Origin of the sequence: Cedecea sp. VD22, assembly GCF_037150195.1 — a bacterium.
In the GTDB taxonomy this organism is placed as follows: domain Bacteria; phylum Pseudomonadota; class Gammaproteobacteria; order Enterobacterales; family Enterobacteriaceae; genus Cedecea.
Window position 1 is genome coordinate 296,199 of sequence record NZ_JBBCPX010000003.1, and the last position, 17,937, is coordinate 314,135.

The 17,937-nt window shown below is 55.1% G+C and carries 16 protein-coding genes; 9 read left to right on the plus strand and 7 right to left on the minus strand.

All coding sequences use genetic code 11. The annotated features are described in order from the left end of the window. Positions 1 to 84: 84 nt before the first annotated feature. From WFK85_RS09655 to ghrB, 7 genes are all read left to right on the plus strand, one after another. Positions 85 to 1,272 carry an MFS transporter gene (locus tag WFK85_RS09655; RefSeq protein WP_336706654.1) on the plus strand — a complete coding sequence of 396 codons (1,188 nt, stop codon included), beginning with the start codon at positions 85 to 87 and terminating at the stop codon, positions 1,270 to 1,272. Positions 1,273 to 1,330: 58 nt separating this feature from the next. Then, positions 1,331 to 2,224: a LysR family transcriptional regulator gene (locus WFK85_RS09660; protein WP_008457619.1), complete on the plus strand. Its 894-nt coding sequence runs from the start codon at positions 1,331 to 1,333 to the stop codon at positions 2,222 to 2,224. A 79-nt stretch (positions 2,225 to 2,303) separates the two neighbouring features. Then, positions 2,304 to 3,323, plus strand: coding sequence for a substrate-binding domain-containing protein (locus tag WFK85_RS09665; protein ID WP_166994876.1), 1,020 nt, complete (start codon positions 2,304 to 2,306; stop codon positions 3,321 to 3,323). A gap of 113 nt (positions 3,324 to 3,436) precedes the next feature. Continuing rightward, complete coding sequence (locus WFK85_RS09670) at positions 3,437 to 4,186, plus strand: sugar phosphate isomerase/epimerase family protein (RefSeq protein WP_008457623.1); 750 nt, start codon at positions 3,437 to 3,439, stop codon at positions 4,184 to 4,186. Positions 4,187 to 4,188: 2 nt separating this feature from the next. Then, on the plus strand, positions 4,189 to 5,124 hold the full coding sequence (locus WFK85_RS09675; RefSeq protein ID WP_166994877.1) for a PfkB family carbohydrate kinase: 936 nt from the start codon (positions 4,189 to 4,191) through the stop codon (positions 5,122 to 5,124). A gap of 68 nt (positions 5,125 to 5,192) precedes the next feature. After that, a complete protein-coding gene (locus WFK85_RS09680) occupies positions 5,193 to 6,476 on the plus strand; it encodes an MFS transporter (protein WP_008457627.1) in 1,284 nt (427 codons plus the stop codon). A 56-nt stretch (positions 6,477 to 6,532) separates the two neighbouring features. Beyond that, positions 6,533 to 7,507, plus strand: coding sequence for a glyoxylate/hydroxypyruvate reductase GhrB (gene ghrB, locus WFK85_RS09685; protein ID WP_166994878.1), 975 nt, complete (start codon positions 6,533 to 6,535; stop codon positions 7,505 to 7,507). Between the two features lie 586 nt (positions 7,508 to 8,093). Here ghrB and WFK85_RS09690 read toward each other — a convergent pair. The 3 genes from WFK85_RS09690 to WFK85_RS09700 form a co-directional block, all read right to left on the minus strand. Then, positions 8,094 to 8,786, minus strand: a complete 693-nt coding sequence (locus tag WFK85_RS09690) for a hypothetical protein (protein ID WP_166994879.1) — start codon at positions 8,784 to 8,786, stop codon at positions 8,094 to 8,096. A gap of 177 nt (positions 8,787 to 8,963) precedes the next feature. Next, positions 8,964 to 9,674: a DUF3053 domain-containing protein gene (locus tag WFK85_RS09695; protein WP_039296391.1), complete on the minus strand. Its 711-nt coding sequence runs from the start codon at positions 9,672 to 9,674 to the stop codon at positions 8,964 to 8,966. Between the two features lie 271 nt (positions 9,675 to 9,945). After that, positions 9,946 to 10,752, minus strand: coding sequence for a MipA/OmpV family protein (locus WFK85_RS09700; RefSeq protein WP_336706658.1), 807 nt, complete (start codon positions 10,750 to 10,752; stop codon positions 9,946 to 9,948). A 547-nt stretch (positions 10,753 to 11,299) separates the two neighbouring features. Between WFK85_RS09700 and WFK85_RS09705 the strand changes: the two genes are divergently transcribed. Further along, positions 11,300 to 11,587, plus strand: coding sequence for an HTH-type transcriptional regulator (locus WFK85_RS09705; protein ID WP_008457638.1), 288 nt, complete (start codon positions 11,300 to 11,302; stop codon positions 11,585 to 11,587). A 111-nt stretch (positions 11,588 to 11,698) separates the two neighbouring features. Here the strand turns inward: WFK85_RS09705 and WFK85_RS09710 are convergent, their stop codons facing one another. Beyond that, positions 11,699 to 12,091, minus strand: a complete 393-nt coding sequence (locus WFK85_RS09710; RefSeq protein ID WP_166994881.1) for a nuclear transport factor 2 family protein — start codon at positions 12,089 to 12,091, stop codon at positions 11,699 to 11,701. Positions 12,092 to 12,183: 92 nt separating this feature from the next. On the opposite strand from WFK85_RS09710, the gene WFK85_RS09715 reads away from it, so the two are divergent. Next, entirely contained in the window at positions 12,184 to 12,930 is a 747-nt protein-coding gene (locus tag WFK85_RS09715; RefSeq protein ID WP_336706660.1) for an AraC family transcriptional regulator, read from the plus strand. A gap of 93 nt (positions 12,931 to 13,023) precedes the next feature. Here WFK85_RS09715 and tcp read toward each other — a convergent pair whose 3' ends face one another. From tcp to glyQ, 3 genes are all read right to left on the minus strand, one after another. Beyond that, on the minus strand, positions 13,024 to 14,685 hold the full coding sequence (tcp, locus tag WFK85_RS09720; RefSeq protein WP_166994883.1) for a methyl-accepting chemotaxis citrate transducer: 1,662 nt from the start codon (positions 14,683 to 14,685) through the stop codon (positions 13,024 to 13,026). Between the two features lie 172 nt (positions 14,686 to 14,857). Beyond that, positions 14,858 to 16,927 carry a glycine--tRNA ligase subunit beta gene (gene glyS / locus WFK85_RS09725; protein WP_008457646.1) on the minus strand — a complete coding sequence of 690 codons (2,070 nt, stop codon included), beginning with the start codon at positions 16,925 to 16,927 and terminating at the stop codon, positions 14,858 to 14,860. 9 nt (positions 16,928 to 16,936) lie between these two features. Beyond that, complete coding sequence (glyQ, locus tag WFK85_RS09730; protein WP_039298895.1) at positions 16,937 to 17,848, minus strand: glycine--tRNA ligase subunit alpha; 912 nt, start codon at positions 17,846 to 17,848, stop codon at positions 16,937 to 16,939. Positions 17,849 to 17,937: the final 89 nt, after the last annotated feature.

The following is a 17,937-nucleotide window of genomic DNA, read 5'->3' on the forward strand; positions in this document are numbered from 1 at the left end:
TAAATCCTGCATTTATCCCCCGCCGCTGACTGAGTAAATTGTGATCCCTGTCACTCATGCATGTCTCTGCGGAAGCGCAATACTATGTCGAATAATAAAGATAAACCTGCCACATCCCCGTGGATCGCGGTCTTTTCCCTGACCGTGGCCTGCTTTGTCATGGTTACCACCGAGTTTCTACCCATCGGTTTGCTGACCAACATCGCACCTTCCCTGAATATTTCCACCGGCACCGCCGGGCTGATGGTCACCATGCCAGGCATTGTTGCCGCCGTCGCGGCCCCGGTCCTGAGTCTGGCTTCGGGCAGCCTCGACCGCCGCCTGCTGATGCTTGGCCTGTCGCTGCTGTTGGTCGTCTCAAATCTGGTGTCCGCCCTGGCCGTTAACTTCCCGATGATGCTTCTGGGCCGCGTACTGCTGGGGATCTCCGTCGGCGGATTCTGGTCCTTCTCGATAAACTATGGCCGTCACCTTGTGCCGGAAGCGAGCCAGGGGCGCGCCGTGGCACTGATCATTAGCGGCGTGTCCGTCGGCGCGGTGTGCGGCGTCCCCGCCGGGGCATTAATCGGCGACCTGTTCGGCTGGCGTACGGCATTCTTTGCCAGCGCCTGTTTAGCCGCCATCACGCTGCTTGCCCAGTTTCGCCTGCTGACTTCCGTGCCGCCTGGCCGGGCGCTCACCGTTCAGGATTTGCTGTCTCCGCTGCGCCTGCCTATGGCCCGCATTGGGCTTATCGCCATTGTGCTGCTGTTTGTGGGCCATTTCTCGGCTTACACCTACCTGCGTCCGCTGCTGCAGCAGGTCTTTGTGCTCAGCCCGTCGGCGATCACTTTCCAGCTGCTGGCCTACGGCGCAGTTGGCCTGCTGGGTACCTTTATCGGGGAACGCCTGGCGGAGCGCAGCCTGCGCGGGACCTTCATTCTGGCGACGGCGATGCTGGCCATTATCCTGCTCGTTTCCCCACTGCTTAGCGGCCTTGCGGGCGCCACGGTAATGGTGCTGGTGTGGGGCCTGGCCTTTGGGGCCGTGCCGGTCTGCGCGACAAACTGGATGTTTGAAGCGGTGCCGGACGCGCCGGAAGCAGGCCAGGCGCTGATGGTCACGGTGATTCAGGTTGCCCTGGCATCAGGTGCCCTGATCGGCGGTGAAGTCGTAGACTGGCACGGCGTCAGCAGCGCCATGCTGTTTGGCGGGGCGCTGATGCTCTCGGCCACGCTGGTTTTCGGCCTCTCCTTGCACAGCCGGATGATTAGCGCTAAACAATGTGGATGATTGTTTACGTGGATAAACAAAACCCTGCCGGAGGCAGGGTTTTTCGTTGAGGACGGCTATGGATCATCATTTACTGGCTATTAGGGTGTTTAATCGCGTGGTGGAAACCGGCGGGTTTACCCGTGCCGCCGACTCTCTGAGTATGCCGAAAGCGACCGTCACTAAACTGATTCAAAATCTTGAAAACCACCTGCAGACCAAGCTGTTTCAGCGCACAACCCGCAGCGTATCGGTCACCAAAGAGGGCGAATGCTACTACCGCCGCACCGTAAAATGGCTGGCCGACCTGGAGCAGATGGAAGGCAGCATGACCGAATCACAAACCGAGCCTCAGGGCGTGCTGCGCGTGGATGTCGGCGGATCTTTCTCTCGCGAGATACTGATTCCCGCGCTGCCGGAATTTCTTGAACGCTACCCGGGTATCTCCATAGATCTTGGCGTCAGCGACCGACTGGTCGATTTAATCAACGACAATGCGGACTGCGTGATACGCAGCGGCCCACTGGTTGATTCCACGCTCATTGCCCGCCGCCTGTTTACTATGGACTGGGTTACCTGCGCCACGCCGGACTACTTTCAGCGCTACGGCACGCCTTCCCGGCCCGAAGAACTTGAACAGGGATACCCGCTGGCGCATTACCGCCACGCGCGCAATGACCGCATCTCTCCGCTGCGCTTTGTCGATCGGGGAAAAACCATCGAGATGCAGCACCGCTATCAGATTAGCGTCAACGAAAGTAACGCCCATCTCGCCATCGCGCTTTCCGGGGCGGCCTTAACCCAGGTCGTTCGCTTTGCCGCCCAGCCGTATCTCGACAGCGGGAGGCTGGTCAGCGTGCTTGAGGCTTACCCACCGCCGCCGGAACAGATGTACCTGGTTTATCCTTCCAACCGCCACCTTAGCGCCAGGCTGCGGGTATTTATTGAATGGGCCGTGGCGCGGTTTGCCTGACCGGTGTAAAGACGCCACCTCACTTTTCCCCGCATAAAAATATGTTACTCTCCGCAGGGTTAACCCTCTGGAGACGGCTATGAACGGCAAGGCAGCGCGCCCTACGATAAGCGATGTCGCGAAAGCGGCGAAGACCGGGAAGACCAGCGTTTCCCGCTACCTTAACGGTGAGCAGAACGCGCTGTCTGATGACCTTCGTGGGCGCATTGAGCGCGCCATTGCCGAACTCGACTACCGCCCAAGCCAGATGGCGCGAGGCCTGAAGCGAGGGCGCACCCGCCTTATCGGGCTGATCATTGCCGACATCACCAATCCTTATTCCGTCGACGTGCTGAGCGGTATAGAAGCCGCCTGCCGCGAGAAAGGCTTTACGCCGCTGGTGTGTAACACCAACAACGAAGTCGATCAGGAACTGCACTACCTCGACCTGCTGCGCAGCTATCAGGTTGAGGGAATTGTGGTCAACGCGGTTGGGATGCGTGAAGAGGGGCTCAACCGCCTGCAACAGTCCGCCCTGCCGATGGTGCTTATCGACCGCAAAATCCCGGACTTTGCCTGTGACATGGTCGGGCTGGATAACATTCAGGCCGCAACAACCGCCACCGAACACCTCATCGAGCAGGGCTTCGAAGCTCTCCTTTTCCTGAGCGAACCGCTTGGCATGGTGAACACCCGCCATGAGCGGTTGCGAGCATTTCGCAGCACTTTAGGCCGTCATTCCGGCATAATTGCCGAAAATGCCGAAACACCGCTGCATGAAGCAGAACGAATAGACAACACGCTTCGCGAGTTCCACTCCCGCCACCGCGGTATGCGTAAAGCGGTGATCTCCGCCAACGGCGCGCTAACGCTGCAGGTTGCCCGCGCAATGCGCCGCCTCGGCCTGAGCTGGGGCAGCGATATCGGGCTGTTGGGGTTTGATGAGCTGGAGTGGGCGGAACTTGCCGGCGTCGGCATCACCACCCTGAAGCAACCTACCTGGCAGATAGGCTACGCCGCGCTGGAGCAAGTTGTGAGGCGCATTGAAGGCACCGCTGAAACCGTACGTGAACAGCTATTCTCCGGCGAGCTTATCGTGCGAGGCTCCACCTCCCGCTAAATCTTTTGTTCGTGATGGCGCTCAAAAATTGGCAAGCAGGGTCTTTTCTTTGGAACCGGTTCCATCTAGCGTAAATAACATTAGTCGTTCGTTGTTATCGCCTGGAGACCACCATGCCGCGAAAAATTATTGTCGTCACCGCCGCCTACGGCCACGACCGCCTTGCCGCCCTCGGTGGCCAGCAGGCGGTGCTGCCGATCATTGCTGAAGCGGGGGCCGACGGCGTAGAAATCCGCCGCGAACTGTTCACCGCCACACAGCTGGATTTTCTGTCGACCGTAGCCGGAGAAATTACCCAGCACGGGCTTGAGGCCTGCTATTCCGCGCCGGAGCCGCTGTTCACGGGCGACGGCAAGCTAAACTCGCTGATCCCTTCACTTCTGCAGGAAGCCCACCAGCTAAATGCCCGCTGGCTGAAGCTCTCTCTCGGGCAGTTCAACACCGCCCGGGCATTCGACACGCTAAAACAGTGGCTCAGTGAAAGCCCCGTGGCACTGGTGGTGGAAAACGACCAAACCGACAGCGGCAAACTTGCGCCAATGCAGCGCTTCCAGGCCGCCTGTGGCGTTCACAACCTGCCGGTGACGCTCACCTTCGATATGGCCAACTGGCTGTGGGTGGACGACTCTCCACAACAGGCCGCCCGCACGCTGGCACCTTCCGTGAGCTATATCCACGTCAAAACAGCGGTCGCCCAGCATAACCGCTACCGCGCTGTGGCGCTGGATGACGCCAGTTCAGACTGGAAAGGGCTGCTGAATATGCTGCCGCCAGATGCCCCACGCGGCATTGAGTTTCCGCTGGAAGGACGAGACCTGGTCGCGGTTACCCGGCATTACGTCAATCTTTTACGCGAGGAATAACCATGCATCAGCTGGATGTCATCACGATAGGTGAAGCGATGGCGATGTTTGTCGCCAGCGAAACCGGCGACCTTGCCGCCGCCGAACATTTTGTGAAACGCGCGGCTGGCGCGGAGTTAAATGTCGCCACGGGGCTGGCTCGCCTGGGCCTGAAGGTGGGCTGGGTAAGCCGCGTAGGCAACGACTCTTTTGGCCGCTACGTGCTGCAACAGCTGGCGAAAGAAAACATCGACAGCCGCGGAGTGACGGTCGATGAGCAGTACCGCACCGGTTTTCAGCTCAAATCCAAAGTCGAAGATGGAACCGATCCCATTGTGGAGTATTTCCGTAAAGACTCCGCCGCAAGCCACTTATCTGTGGCCGATTTCAACGAGGAGTACTTCCTCTCGGCTCGCCATCTGCACCTGAGCGGCGTGGCGGCGGCACTCTCTGACACGTCTCTTGCGCTGCTGAGCCACGCGGCCAACACGATGAAACAGCAGGGCAAAACGCTTTCCTTCGATCCGAATCTGCGCCCGGTGCTGTGGCGCAGCGAAGCCGCAATGGTGAAACAGCTTAACCAGCTGGCATTCCAGGCCGACTGGGTGCTGCCCGGCGTAAAAGAAGGCATTGTGCTGACAGGTCAAAACACACCTGAAGGGATCGCCGATTTTTATCTGCATCAGGGCGTGAAGGTCGTGGTGCTAAAAACCGGCGCAGACGGCGCCTGGTATAAAACCGCAGACGGCGAGAAAGGCGCCGTGGCGGCGGTAAAAGTGGAAAACGTAGTGGACACCGTGGGGGCCGGAGACGGCTTTGCGGTCGGGGTGATCAGCGCCCTGCTGGAAGGGAAATCTTTGCATCAGGCAGTCAGCCGGGGCAACAAAATCGGCTCACTGGCGATACAGGTCATCGGTGACAGCGAAGGGCTACCGACCCGAAGCGCACTGGGCGAATAACGCCAAATCCATCGCTCTGTCCCCTACAAACAAAGCGATACGGTTAACCTCAAGATAGAGGCACTCTCATGAAAAACCAGACAATCGCGCCAAAGCGCTGGTGGTACATCATGCCTATCGTGTTTATCACGTATAGCCTGGCTTACCTCGACCGCGCCAATTTCAGCTTCGCTTCCGCCGCAGGCATCAACGACGACCTCGGCATCACCAAAGGCATTTCCTCGCTGCTGGGAGCCCTGTTCTTCCTCGGCTACTTCTTCTTCCAGATCCCCGGGGCGATGTACGCCGAGCGCCGCAGCGTGCGTAAGCTTATCTTCGTCTGCCTGATTCTGTGGGGCGGCTGCGCCTCGCTGACCGGCGTGGTGAGCAACATTCCAATGCTGGCCGCCATCCGCTTTGTCCTCGGCGTGGTGGAAGCGGCGGTGATGCCAGCGATGCTGATTTACATCAGCAACTGGTTTACCAAATCCGAACGCTCCCGCGCCAATACCTTTCTGATCCTCGGCAACCCGGTCACCGTTCTGTGGATGTCGGTCGTTTCCGGCTACCTGATTCAGGCCTTCGGCTGGCGTGAGATGTTTATCATCGAAGGGATCCCGGCGGTTATCTGGGCGTTTGCCTGGTGGATGCTGGTAAAAGATAAACCTGCCCAGGTGGGCTGGCTGTCCGACAGTGAAAAATCGGCCCTGCAGGCGCAGTTACAGAAAGAGCAGGAAGGCATCAAAGCCGTGCGTAACTACAGTGAAGCCTTCCGGTCACGTAACGTGGTTATTCTGTGTATGCAGTATTTTGCCTGGAGCATCGGGGTATACGGTTTCGTGCTGTGGCTGCCATCGATTATCCGCAGCGCGGGCGCGTCAGGCATGGGAATGGTGGAGGTCGGCTGGCTCTCTTCCGTGCCTTATCTGGCCGCGACCATCGCGATGATCGCCGTCTCATGGGCGTCGGACAAAATGCAAAATCGGAAGCTGTTCGTCTGGCCACTGCTGCTGATTGGTGCCCTGGCGTTCCTCGGCTCATGGCTGGTCGGTGCCAACCATTTCTGGGTGTCCTATACGCTGCTGGTGATTGCCGGGGCCGCGATGTACGCCCCTTATGGCCCCTTCTTCGCCATTATCCCGGAGATGCTGCCGAAGAACGTTGCCGGCGGCGCTATGGCCTTAATCAACAGCATGGGCGCGCTGGGCTCCTTCGTCGGCTCCTGGTTTGTGGGCTACCTGAACGGTGCCACCGGCAGCCCGGCAGCGTCCTATGTCTTTATGGGGCTGGCGCTGCTCGCCTCGGTATGGCTTACTCTGATTGTGAAGCCTGCTAATCATCAACAAATTCCGTCCGGCGCACATCACGCCTGACCCCGCGCCGGGCGCTCTGACGCCCGGTTCGCGTTTAACCGAAAACGGAGAATCTCATGAAGCCGTCCGTCATCCTCTACAAGGCACTGCCTGACAATCTGCTGTCCCGGCTTGAAAGCCACTTTACCGTCACCCAGCTTGACGATATCAGCCCGGAAACCGTGCAAGCGAACGCAGCGCTGTTTGCCAATGCGGAAGGTATCCTCGGCTCCGGCGGCAAGGTCGACGCAGCGTTTCTCGCGCATACGCCAAAGCTGCGGGCAGCTTCTACCGTTTCTGTCGGCTACGATAACTTTAATGTGGACGCCCTGAACGAACGCGGCGTTGTGCTGATGCACACCCCGACGGTGCTGACCGAAACCGTCGCCGATACCGCCATGGCGCTGATCCTGTCCAGCGCACGCCGCGTGGTGGAAGTCGCCGAGCGCGTGAAGGTCGGCGAATGGCAAAGCAGTATTGGCGCTGACTGGTTTGGTATCGACGTGCATCATAAAACGCTCGGTATTCTGGGCATGGGGCGCATCGGCCTGGCGCTGGCACAGCGCGCGCACTTCGGCTTCAGTATGCCAATTCTGTACAACGCCCGCCGCCATCATAAGGAAGCGGAAGAGCGCTTTAACGCTCGCTACTGCGACCTGGACACCCTGCTGGCCGAGTCTGATTTCGTTTGTATTCTGCTGCCGCTAAGCGACGAAACTCGTCACCTGATTGGTGCAGAGCAAATTGCGAAAATGAAATCTTCGGCCATTTTAATCAACGTCGGGCGCGGCCCGGTGGTGGACGAGAAAGCGCTGATTCAGGCGCTGGAAGAGGGAAAAATTCACGCCGCCGGACTGGATGTCTTCGAACAAGAACCCCTGCCGCTGGAGTCCCCGCTGCTCGGCATGCCGAATGTGGTGGCCTTGCCGCACATCGGTTCCGCCACCCATGAAACCCGCTACGGCATGGCAGAATGCGCGGTGGAAAACCTGATTACCGCGTTAACCGGCAGGGTGGAAGTGAACTGCGTGAATCCGCAGGTACTGAAATAGCTTTTCCGGCGGGCCAGAAAAAAGCTAGCCCGTCGAATAAATGACGTTATGCCGGTATGAGGCTGCCTCGGTCTTATACCGCATGATCATTTCCTGCATTTATGTTTTCTCGCATATAAATATAATTATTTTATCAATAATCCACGATAGATTCCCCTGCACCTCACCATCTTAAGTATCTGGCAACGATATAAATCATAACTATGGCGAAAACACCAACAGGCCAGATGGGGCCATCAGGAAAAAAATAGATCCAGAGAATAGCGAACAAGGCCGTTGCTGCTGTAGGAATACAGGGGAAAAATAAAGATCTAAAAAGTCGCTTAAAGAATCTTTTAATCATATTCATCATAACTATGGAACCCTCTCCTGTGATACCATCAGCAATACGCCTACTACCATCTTACATAGCGTGCAAATATATAAATTATGAATATAGCGAAAACTGGCACAAGCCAAAGTGGAGCACCTGGAAAAAAGTGAATCTGCACTAATGCGTATACAATAATTATTAACTGCGGACCATACACCCCAACAAGGGACTTAAACACTCTTCTAAAAAATCTCTTTATCAGATTCATCATAGTTATCGAGCCATGCTGGTGATAATGTCGATAATTTCGTCATCTGATGCTCGAAGTACATCTCGTGCACGAGAATATTGAAACAATGGTTCTATCAGGAAATACATCATTTCCAGACCTTGTGCGTATAGCGCAGCATAGTAGCCTGGATAGGCAGCACGAAGTCGGTGTGCGCTATCTGCGGCTTTCTGGACTGAACCATACATCCCTGTCGCCATTATTAATCCACTCGACATATGGCCTGCTATCATCTGTATGTTGAAACTCAACCTCATTCTAATAGCAACTGAACGTGCAATAGCTAATGCAAGTCCATTTTTGATAAATGCTCCAGTAGCAACATGGACATTTACAGCCATCAGCTTTTTCTGGATGTATTGTAATTGCTCAGATGTCTTAAATTTAAAAATCTCGGCAAAGTAAATTTCCAGCATATCAATAACAACGCCACCATTTCGCAACAAATAAATAACACCCCCAGTAAATCTGATATCTTCAGTTTTTTGCTGCTGGCACACATCCTGGTACTCTTCAGTAAAGCATGATGTGTAATACAAAGCCCGCGTTGCCCCCGCGCCAATGGTTTCAATCTGATGTGAGACTGCTTTCCGAACCCCAATGACTGCACGATCAAGCTTTAGAGCAAGAATTTTATTTGACTGCAGATAACTAATAACGTCATTTCTGTAAAACATACATAGCCGCTCCGTGCTAATTATTAAGTCCTTTTAAAAGGGTATATTTTAAAATCCGTCAAGTAAATAAAAAGCGTTTATTAAATAACCCAGCCGGCCATCCTTTTATCGAGAATATCAGCCATAAAAAAAGCGGAGTCGCCGTGAAGCGCTCCGCTTTTTCTTAGAGCATAAAACTTACTGCGTAGCAGTCTGCGCTGCGGCCCAGGCCTGAGTAAATGCCTGGTGCTGAGCGGACAGCGGGCCAATCAGCGAGTTGTACTGGCTTGCCTGCTGGGAAGTCGGGAACTGAATCCCGCCGTTAGCAAAGCCAACTTGCGTTCCCTGCTGGGCAATAAAATCACCCACCTGCACCAGCTGCTGGGTCAGGGTCTGCGCGGCAGGGATCAACGGCGCCATGGCGTTCGCCGGGCCGGTGACGACTTTCTGGTAAACCTGATAGTAAACGGTTTTCAGATCGTCAGGCTGCTTCAGCGCTGCAAGCGCACCGTCGGCCTGCATCTTGGCATTCTGAACCTGCTGACCCAAAACGTTCAGCGAACCGTTAGCCTGGCGCAGCGCGTCACGCTGGGTCATGTAATCCTGCGGAGCGCGGATGCTGTTCACGCTATCCACAACCGGCTTCATGCCTTCGTCCATGGCCTGGCTAACCTGCTGGGAGAAGCCGTACAGAATGGCGTAGTCAGAGACCAGCGGGCCAAACTGTTTTTTCTGATCGGACGTCAGCGTCGGCAGGCGGTCGCCGCTACGCATAGCCGTGTTTTGCAGAAAATCGATGAACGCCTTACGCTGATCGCCTTCTTTATCGAAGCAACCACTCAGGCTCACCACCATTAATAACGCCGCCAGCGGCGCAAACCAGCGAGACCAGGACTTACCTGTCGCCATCATTTCTACTCCTGTCACCAATGCACTACCTGGCAAATTGCCACCCAATAACGATGCTAAGAATAGTCCAACCGCCCTTCGCAAGATACCCTTTCGCAACAATCTCTTTCCGCTCTGAGCAAGCTTTGCCTCTCTGCCTGAACTTTGGCAAGGCACTGGCTGAGGAATAACAAAGACCTTCTACTTAGCAAGGTTTAGTCATGCAGAGTAAATAATAAAGCGGCCGCTAATCTGGCCGCTTATGCAAACACATCCTCGTCCAGGGCCAATATCAGAAACTGTAGCTGGCGCTGACAAAACTCAGCGTGGCCACTTTCTTTGCAACAATTGGGCTGTCGGCGGCATCACCCACTAAGGCGGTGACTCCCGCCCCCGCCTGTAGCGCAATATTTTGGGTCCATTCATAATTTAGCGCTGCGGTCAGCGTGACATCCTTAAAACCACTGCCTGGTCGCCAGGTAGAAAAGGCCGTGCGCTGCGCCTGCTCGGGAGTCACGCCAAAATAGCCGCGTTGATAGCCGCTGTTTGCCCATGTTGTGGAGAGATTTGTTTGCAGAGAGAACCGATCGTTAAGAGGCGTTACGGTGCCAACCCCCAGTTCAGCCAGTAAAGTGCGGCCTAAATCCTCTCCGCCATAATGCCTTTTCTTCGTCGCCTGCAGCACCTTTACATAGCTGCGGAAGGGATCCAACAGATAGCTTAGCTCCACGCCCGCCTGCAAAGCGCCCCCCAGGTCGCCCATGCCCTTAAGCGTTCTGTCTTTGCCATCAAGCGTATTAATAACTTCATCCCGGCCTGAGTCATAATCAAGCAAGAGCGCCACGCCAAAAGGCTCATCCAGCGGCAGCGCCCAACTAAGGCCATTATTCCCAAGACTCACGCTGCCCCAGCTTCCGTGACTGTAGCCGATGCTCAAATCGTAAAGCGCCGTTGGCCGGTATTTATCCGCCCCCTGATAAGCCGGCGCAAACGCGACGCCGCCGCCAACGGTTAAATAAGCTTTTCCATCTTCAGCCTGGCCTAATACAGGAAATAAAAGGGATAAAGCAAATGCCGAGATTGCCAGAGATTTTTTCAAAATTAAGTTCCTTTATTTAAAACCACGGTTAGGTATTAAGGAATTGAAATCATTGAATTAATGGTAAATGTTAAAAACATATCTTTTTATATTCAGATACCGCAAAATACAACGTATAGCACCGACAGTGAAACGCAGGATAAATAAACGACAGCAAAACAAAATACACAATTAATTCATTAGACATCTAATTAATAACGGCCGTTCTAATTTTATTTAGTTTTGTACCGCATCAGCGGATGAGTTATTTTTTAATGTGAGTACATTAGGCATGTCCAGCAAAATTTTATCTTTGCCCGCTGCGGCCAACACCTCTGCTCCAGGCATGATGTCATAAACCGCATAACTATTTACATATTTATACTAAAAGCCTGCATCTATGACTTTTCAAGCGCTTACTTCGACTGCGTATTCAGCTGAAACGCATAAGCATTTTTTGCAGCACGTTTAGCCACTAGCGTGATCCCACGCACGCTTTAAATCCAGCTACAGTTAATAGGCTTCTTTGCGTTCACGTTCTCGCTGTGTGATTTATGAGGAGTTCTCAATGGAATATAAAGATCCAATGATTGAGCTGCTTAGCAGTCTTGAGCAGATTGTTTTTAAAGATAATCAGGCCGTTAGCCTGAGTCAGAAACCCAGCGCCTTCTCGGAGTTTGAGCAGCTACGTAAAAGTACCGGACTAAAAATCGATGATTTTGCTCAGGTGATGGGGGTTAGCGTAACGATGGTGCAGGAATGGGAGTCCAGACGACTCAAGCCCTCCATCACCGAACTGAAATTAATGCGTCTGATTCAGGCCAACCCAGGCCTTAGTAAACAGTTAATCAGTTAGAAAACCGCTGTACCGCAAGAAAACAACCCCGCCATGACGCGGGGTTTGTCATTAATAAGCCACCATCTTAGCTCCTGTCTCTGGCAACATCGTAGTGGGTACTAAAGAAAATCAGCGCCTGCTGCCAAAATCACTGTCCTCGCTCACCCCGTGAATCATCCGGGTTACCTCTTCGCAACGATGAATTTTTCCAGCCAGTAAGGTAAATCGGGCAAACACTTCGAATTCACTCCATTCAGCCTCATTTTTCTCGACCTTTACATAGTGCTGCGTAAATACGGTGTCTCCTTCCCCAACGGCCGCCTTAACTGTCAGATGCATTTTTTGGGTCTGCACTTTTAGCGCGCTCATATGATTAATGAAGTCATCATAGCTCAGTGATTTGCCATCGACGATTTGCCGGTAATCCGCAGCAAAGTACTGTGCAATTTTTTGTTCATCATGCTCGGGGCTACAAATAATTTCCTGTAATGCGTCAATGACGCTCTGGCTTTGCGATTTCATAGAAAACTCCTTTTGTTGGAGCCCCCAGTCTACAAAGCATTAATAACTGGATAATATCCGTATCAAGACAACTTTTACGGTTAATCAGCCATATGATAAAAACACAAAAAATTGATTATTTGCGCCAACACTCAACGCCCTGGCACAAACATACCTCGGGACAGCTTTATTGGCTTGAGCAGGGCGTGATGGTGATTGAAACGCTACAGGCGCAGTGGCACGTTACCGCCGGCACGCTGGGTTGGTTTCCCACCGGAATAGAGCACCGGGCCTGGTTTCCGGGCAACGTCAAAGGAAGCAGCCTTTATCTCTCTGCAGCCTCCTGCACCTTATTCCCACCTGAACCGGGGATTTATGGGGTCGACCATTTTGTGTTTGCGCTGCTGGCGCGTTTAGAACTTAATGTTAACCAACCCCTGTCATCTGATTATTTATGTAGCCTTCTCACGCTCTTGAGCCATGAAATAAAGCAGCTCCCACAATGGCCTCTCGAGCTCACTTTGCCTTCGGATCGCCGGGCGCGTAACGTTGCAGAGGAATTATTGAGACATCCCGCCACCAGGCTCGATCAGGCGCAGCTTGCTCAGCAATGGGGACTAAGCGTCAGAAATCTCAGCCGTTTATTCAATCAGCAAACCGGGTTAAGTTTCAGCCAGTGGCGGCAACAGGCGAAAATAGTGTCCTCACTCCAGTGGATAACTTCGGGTTTACCCATCGGTGAAGTCGCCGAGCGAAGCGGCTACAGCAATATCAGCGCTTACATAGAGGCGTTTCGGTTGAGATTTGGCAAGACGCCCGGACAATTTAAAGTGTCATCCTGCCAGCCGTCAGCAGGATGAATCATGCCTATTCGCGGAGGGTGGAATCGGAAGTCCTGTACATTCGGAAACTACCCCCGGAGTCTCTTCGCTCAGCACTGGCAATGAAAAAAATCAGAACGTTTCCCAGTTTGCATCAGAGGCTGAGGCCGTTTGCGGTTTCAACGTCGCTGGCTGCGGGCGAAGTTTTTCCTGCACCGCCTCCACACGGCGTCCGCCGGATTGCTGGAGCTGGAACACCGCCACCGCCAGGCGTAGCTCGCTCGCCTGGTCTTCCAAAGCCGCAGCGGCAGAAGCGGACTCTTCCACCAGCGAGGCGTTCTGCTGGGTCACGCTATCCATCTCAGATACCGCCTGCGCCACCTGTTCAATGCCTTTGCTTTGCTCTTCAGAGGCCGACGCAATTTCGCCCATGATGTCAGTCACCCGGGTGACCGCCGAGACGATCTCTTTCATGGTCGCGCCCGCCTCTCGCACCTGGCTGGAGCCGGTATCAATGCGCGACACCGAGTTTTCAATCAGCACTTTAATCTCTTTCGCCGCCTGTGCGCTGCGGCTAGCCAGCGTTCTGACTTCTCCCGCAACCACGGCAAATCCACGCCCTTGCTCACCCGCACGCGCAGCTTCTACCGCGGCGTTCAGCGCCAGAATGTTGGTCTGGAAAGCAATGCTGTCGATAACGCTGGTGATATCCACGATTTTGCCAGAGCTTTCGGCGATTTCGTTCATGGTGCTGACCACGCTATCCACCACGCGCCCGCCTTTTTGCGCGGTTTCGGAGGCGTTTTTCGCCAGACCGGTGGCCTGACGAGCGTTATCGGTGTTCTGTTTCACGGTCGCGGTCAGTTGCTCCATGCTGGCCGCCGTCTCCTCCAGCGCCGCCGCCTGCTGCTCGGTGCGGGAGGAAAGATCGCTGCTGCCGGCAGAGATTTCGCTGGCACCGGTGTAAATAGAATCCGCATTGTCACGCACCACGCTCACGGTCTTCGCCAGCGATTGCTGCATGGATTTAAGCCCGGCAGACAGGCGGCTCATTTCGCTGCGCCCTTCGGCGTCGATCGTACGAGTTAAATCCCCCTCAGAGATCGCCTGGATATGCCCCATTACGTTTTTCAGCGGGCGCAGCAGCACGCGCTGCAGCCCCAGCCAGATAACCACCAGCGCCGCGATGACAATCAGTAAAATGGTGCCCAGCGTCCAGAGCATACCGGTATAGCTGCTTTGGTTCTCCGCGCTGGCGGCCTTCAACAGCCGGGTGTTCTGAGTCAGCCACTGGCCGTAAACGGCTTTGAAATCGTCCTGAGCCTGCTGGGCGTCGAGGTTGCCATAAGCCTGGTAGTTATCGGCCTTCAGGAACTGAATAGACTGGGCCATGACGTCGTGCATTTGCTTGAAGCTGGCCGCCGCTTTGTCGTCGAGGGCTTTATCCTGACCCGGCACATCGTCGGAATCCATGTAGCTGGAGAACTGCTTTTGCGCGTCGGCCAGCAGCACACCGGCATTCGTTAGTAGCTTGTTCATCGCCTCCAGCGAGGCAGGATCGCGCTGATTTTTCAGCACGCGAATCGCCACGCGGTTGATGGTGACGCGAGTTTCAACCAGCGTCTGGAAGCTGCCGCCCAGTTGCTGCTGCTGGTAGTTCAGCAGGCCGGTATTCTGGAAGTTAAGGCGATCGCTGCTGACGGAGGAGTAGTACAGAACCCCGGTCACCAGCAAGAGCACGCTGAAGATCCCCAGCGTAGTGACAATTCCGGTGATAACTTTGATATTTTTCATAGCGCCCAACGTTCCTGAGGTAATGGCCGATATGAGATATATCGGTTCGGCGCAGATTTCCCTTACCGCCTCTGACGCGACTTTCTGTTAATCCATTGATATTTGAAAGTAAAAAAATTAATAAAAAAACCCGCCGAAGCGGGTTTTGGGATTTCGTCACAACCCAAGGCAATTACTGCAGCAGAGAGATGTCCGCCACCTGCAGGAACAGCTCGCGCAGCTTGGTCAGCAGCGTCAGGCGGTTTATACGCAGATCTTTATCTTCTGCGTTTACCATCACTTTGTCGAAGAACTCATCCACCGGCTCGCGCAGGTTCGCCAGCTCTTCCAGGGCTTCCTGGTAACGGCCTTCGGCGAAGTACGGCTGTAGCTTATCGCGCAGCACGACAACGTTGGTCGCCAGGCGAATTTCTTCGGCTTCTTTCAGCACGGTGGCCTGTACGGTGTCGTTCAGCACTTCGTCAGACTTGGCAAGAATGTTGGAAACACGCTTGTTCGCCGCCGCCAGAGACGCCGCCGCTTCCAGAGTACGGAAGTGGGAAACCGCCTTCATACGAGCATCGAAATCAGCCGGTTTGGTTGGACGACGCGCCAGTACCGCCTGGATGGTATCAACCGCGTGGCCTTCTTCCTGATACCAGGTACGGAAGCGCCCCAGCATAAAGTCGATAACCTCATCCACCACGTTGGTGTTGGTCAGCTTGCTGCCGTAGAGGCGAACCGCTTCTTCGGTCAGGGTCTGCAGATCCAGCGGCAGGTTTTTCTCGACGATAATACGCAGCACGCCCAGCGCGGCACGGCGCAGCGCAAACGGATCTTTGTCGCCTTTCGGATGCTGGCCGATGCCGAAGATGCCCGCAAGGGTGTCCATCTTGTCGGCAATCGCTACCGCACAGGCTACAAGGTTAGACGGCAGAGCATCGCCCGCAAAGCGTGGCTGGTACTGCTCGTTCAGCGCAACCGCCACGTCTTCCGCTTCGCCGTCGTGGCGCGCGTAGTGCATGCCCATCACGCCCTGGGTGTCGGTAAACTCGAACACCATGTTGGTCATCAGGTCGCACTTGGACAGCAGGCCTGCACGGGTCGCGTGGTTCACGTCGGCACCAATCTGGCCCGCAATCCAGCCGGAAAGGGCTTCGATACGGTTGGTTTTGTCGCGCAGGGTGCCCAGCTCTTTCTGGAACAGCACGGTTTCCAGACGCGGCAGATTGTCTTCCAGGCGTTTTTTGCGGTCGGTATTGAAGAAGAACTCGGCATCTGCCAGGCGCGGGCGAACCACCTTCTCGTTACCGGAGATGATCTGCACCGGGTCTTTGGACTCGATGTTCGCCACGAAGATGAAGTTCGGCAGCAGTTTGCCGTCGGCCGCGTAGACCGGGAAGTACTTCTGGTCACCCTTCATGGTGTAAACCAGCGCTTCAGCAGGCACGGCCAGGAATTTCTCTTCGAACTTCGCGGTCAGCACCACCGGCCATTCCACCAGCGAGGTGACCTCTTCCAGCAGGCTTTCGCTCAGGTCAGCCTGACCGCCGATTTTACGGGCGGCTTCTTCGGCATCACGTTTGATGACGGCTTTACGCGCTTCATAATCGGCAATGACCTTCCCGCGCTCCAGCAGGATCTGCGGGTACTGGTCGGCATTGTCGATGGTGAACTCTGGCTCGCCCATAAAGCGATGGCCGCGAATGACGCGGGCGGACTGAATGCCCAGAATAGTGGCAGGGATCAGTTCGTCACCCAGCAGCAGCGTCACGGTGTGAATCGGACGCACGAACTGGATATCGGACGCGCCCCAGCGCATCAGCTTAGGAATCGGCAGCTTAGCCAGAGAAGTAGCGATCATGTTCGGCAGCAGAGCCTGCACGCTTTCGCCCTTCACGTGGGCGCGATACATCAGCCACTCGCCTTTGTCGGTAGCCAGACGCTCGGCCTGGTCAACGGTGATCCCACAGCCACGAGCCCAGCCTTCGGCGGCTTTGCTTGGTTTACCTTCAGCATCGAATGCCGCAGACACCGCAGGGCCGCGTTTTTCGACTTCGCGATCCGGCTGTGAAGCCGCCAGATTAGCAATTTTCAGCGCCAGGCGACGCGGGGCAGCAAACCATTTTACTTCGCCGTGGGCGATGTTGGCCGCATCCAGCTCGGCGGTAACGTTGGCAGCGAAGGATTCAGCCAGGCTGCGCAGGGCTTTTGGTGGCAGCTCTTCAGTGCCGATCTCCACCAGAAAAGTTTTTTCAGACATGGCGGCCTCTTAGTTTTTCTTATTGCACATCGGGAAGCCAAGCGCTTCACGAGAAGCGTAGTAGGCTTCGGCCACGGCTTTGGTCAGGGTGCGAATGCGCAGAATGTAGCGCTGGCGCTCGGTCACGGAAATGGCCTTGCGCGCATCCAGCAGGTTAAAGCTGTGAGCGGCTTTCAGAATACGTTCGTAGGCCGGGAGCGGGAGCGGAGTTTCCAGCGCCAGCAGCTGCTGCGCTTCTTTCTCGTACTGCTCGAAGCAGGTGAACAGGAAGTCCACGTCGGCGTATTCGAAGTTATAGGTGGACTGCTCCACTTCGTTCTGGTGGAACACGTCGCCGTAGGTGGTTTTCCCCAGCGGGCCGTCGCTCCACACGAGGTCGTAAACGCTGTCTACGCCCTGAATGTACATGGCCAGGCGCTCTAAACCGTAGGTGATTTCGCCAGTTACCGGCTTGCACTCGAGGCCGCCAACCTGCTGGAAGTAGGTGAACTGCGTCACTTCCATGCCGTTGAGCCAGACTTCCCAGCCCAGGCCCCACGCGCCAAGCGTTGGGTTTTCCCAGTTATCTTCCACGAAACGAATGTCATGGATCTCCGGATCCATACCCAGCTCTTTCAGCGACCCGAGGTACAGCTCCTGAATGTTGTCCGGAGAAGGCTTAATCACTACCTGGAACTGGTAGTAGTGCTGTAAACGGTTCGGGTTTTCGCCGTAGCGGCCATCGGTAGGACGGCGGGACGGCTGCACATAAGCGGTGGCCATTGGCTCCGGCCCTAAGGCACGCAGGCAGGTCATCGGGTGAGAGGTGCCTGCGCCCACTTCCATGTCCAAAGGTTGAACAATGGTGCAGCCCTGGCGAGCCCAGTAGTCCTGTAAAGTCAGGATCAGGCCTTGAAAGGTCTTGGTATCAAACTTTTGCATGTTGAATTCGCACGCGTTCGGTGGATTTAAGAGAAGCGGCCAGTATATACGCAAACGCGGTCGAGTTGTATCAACACGGCAACGGAACG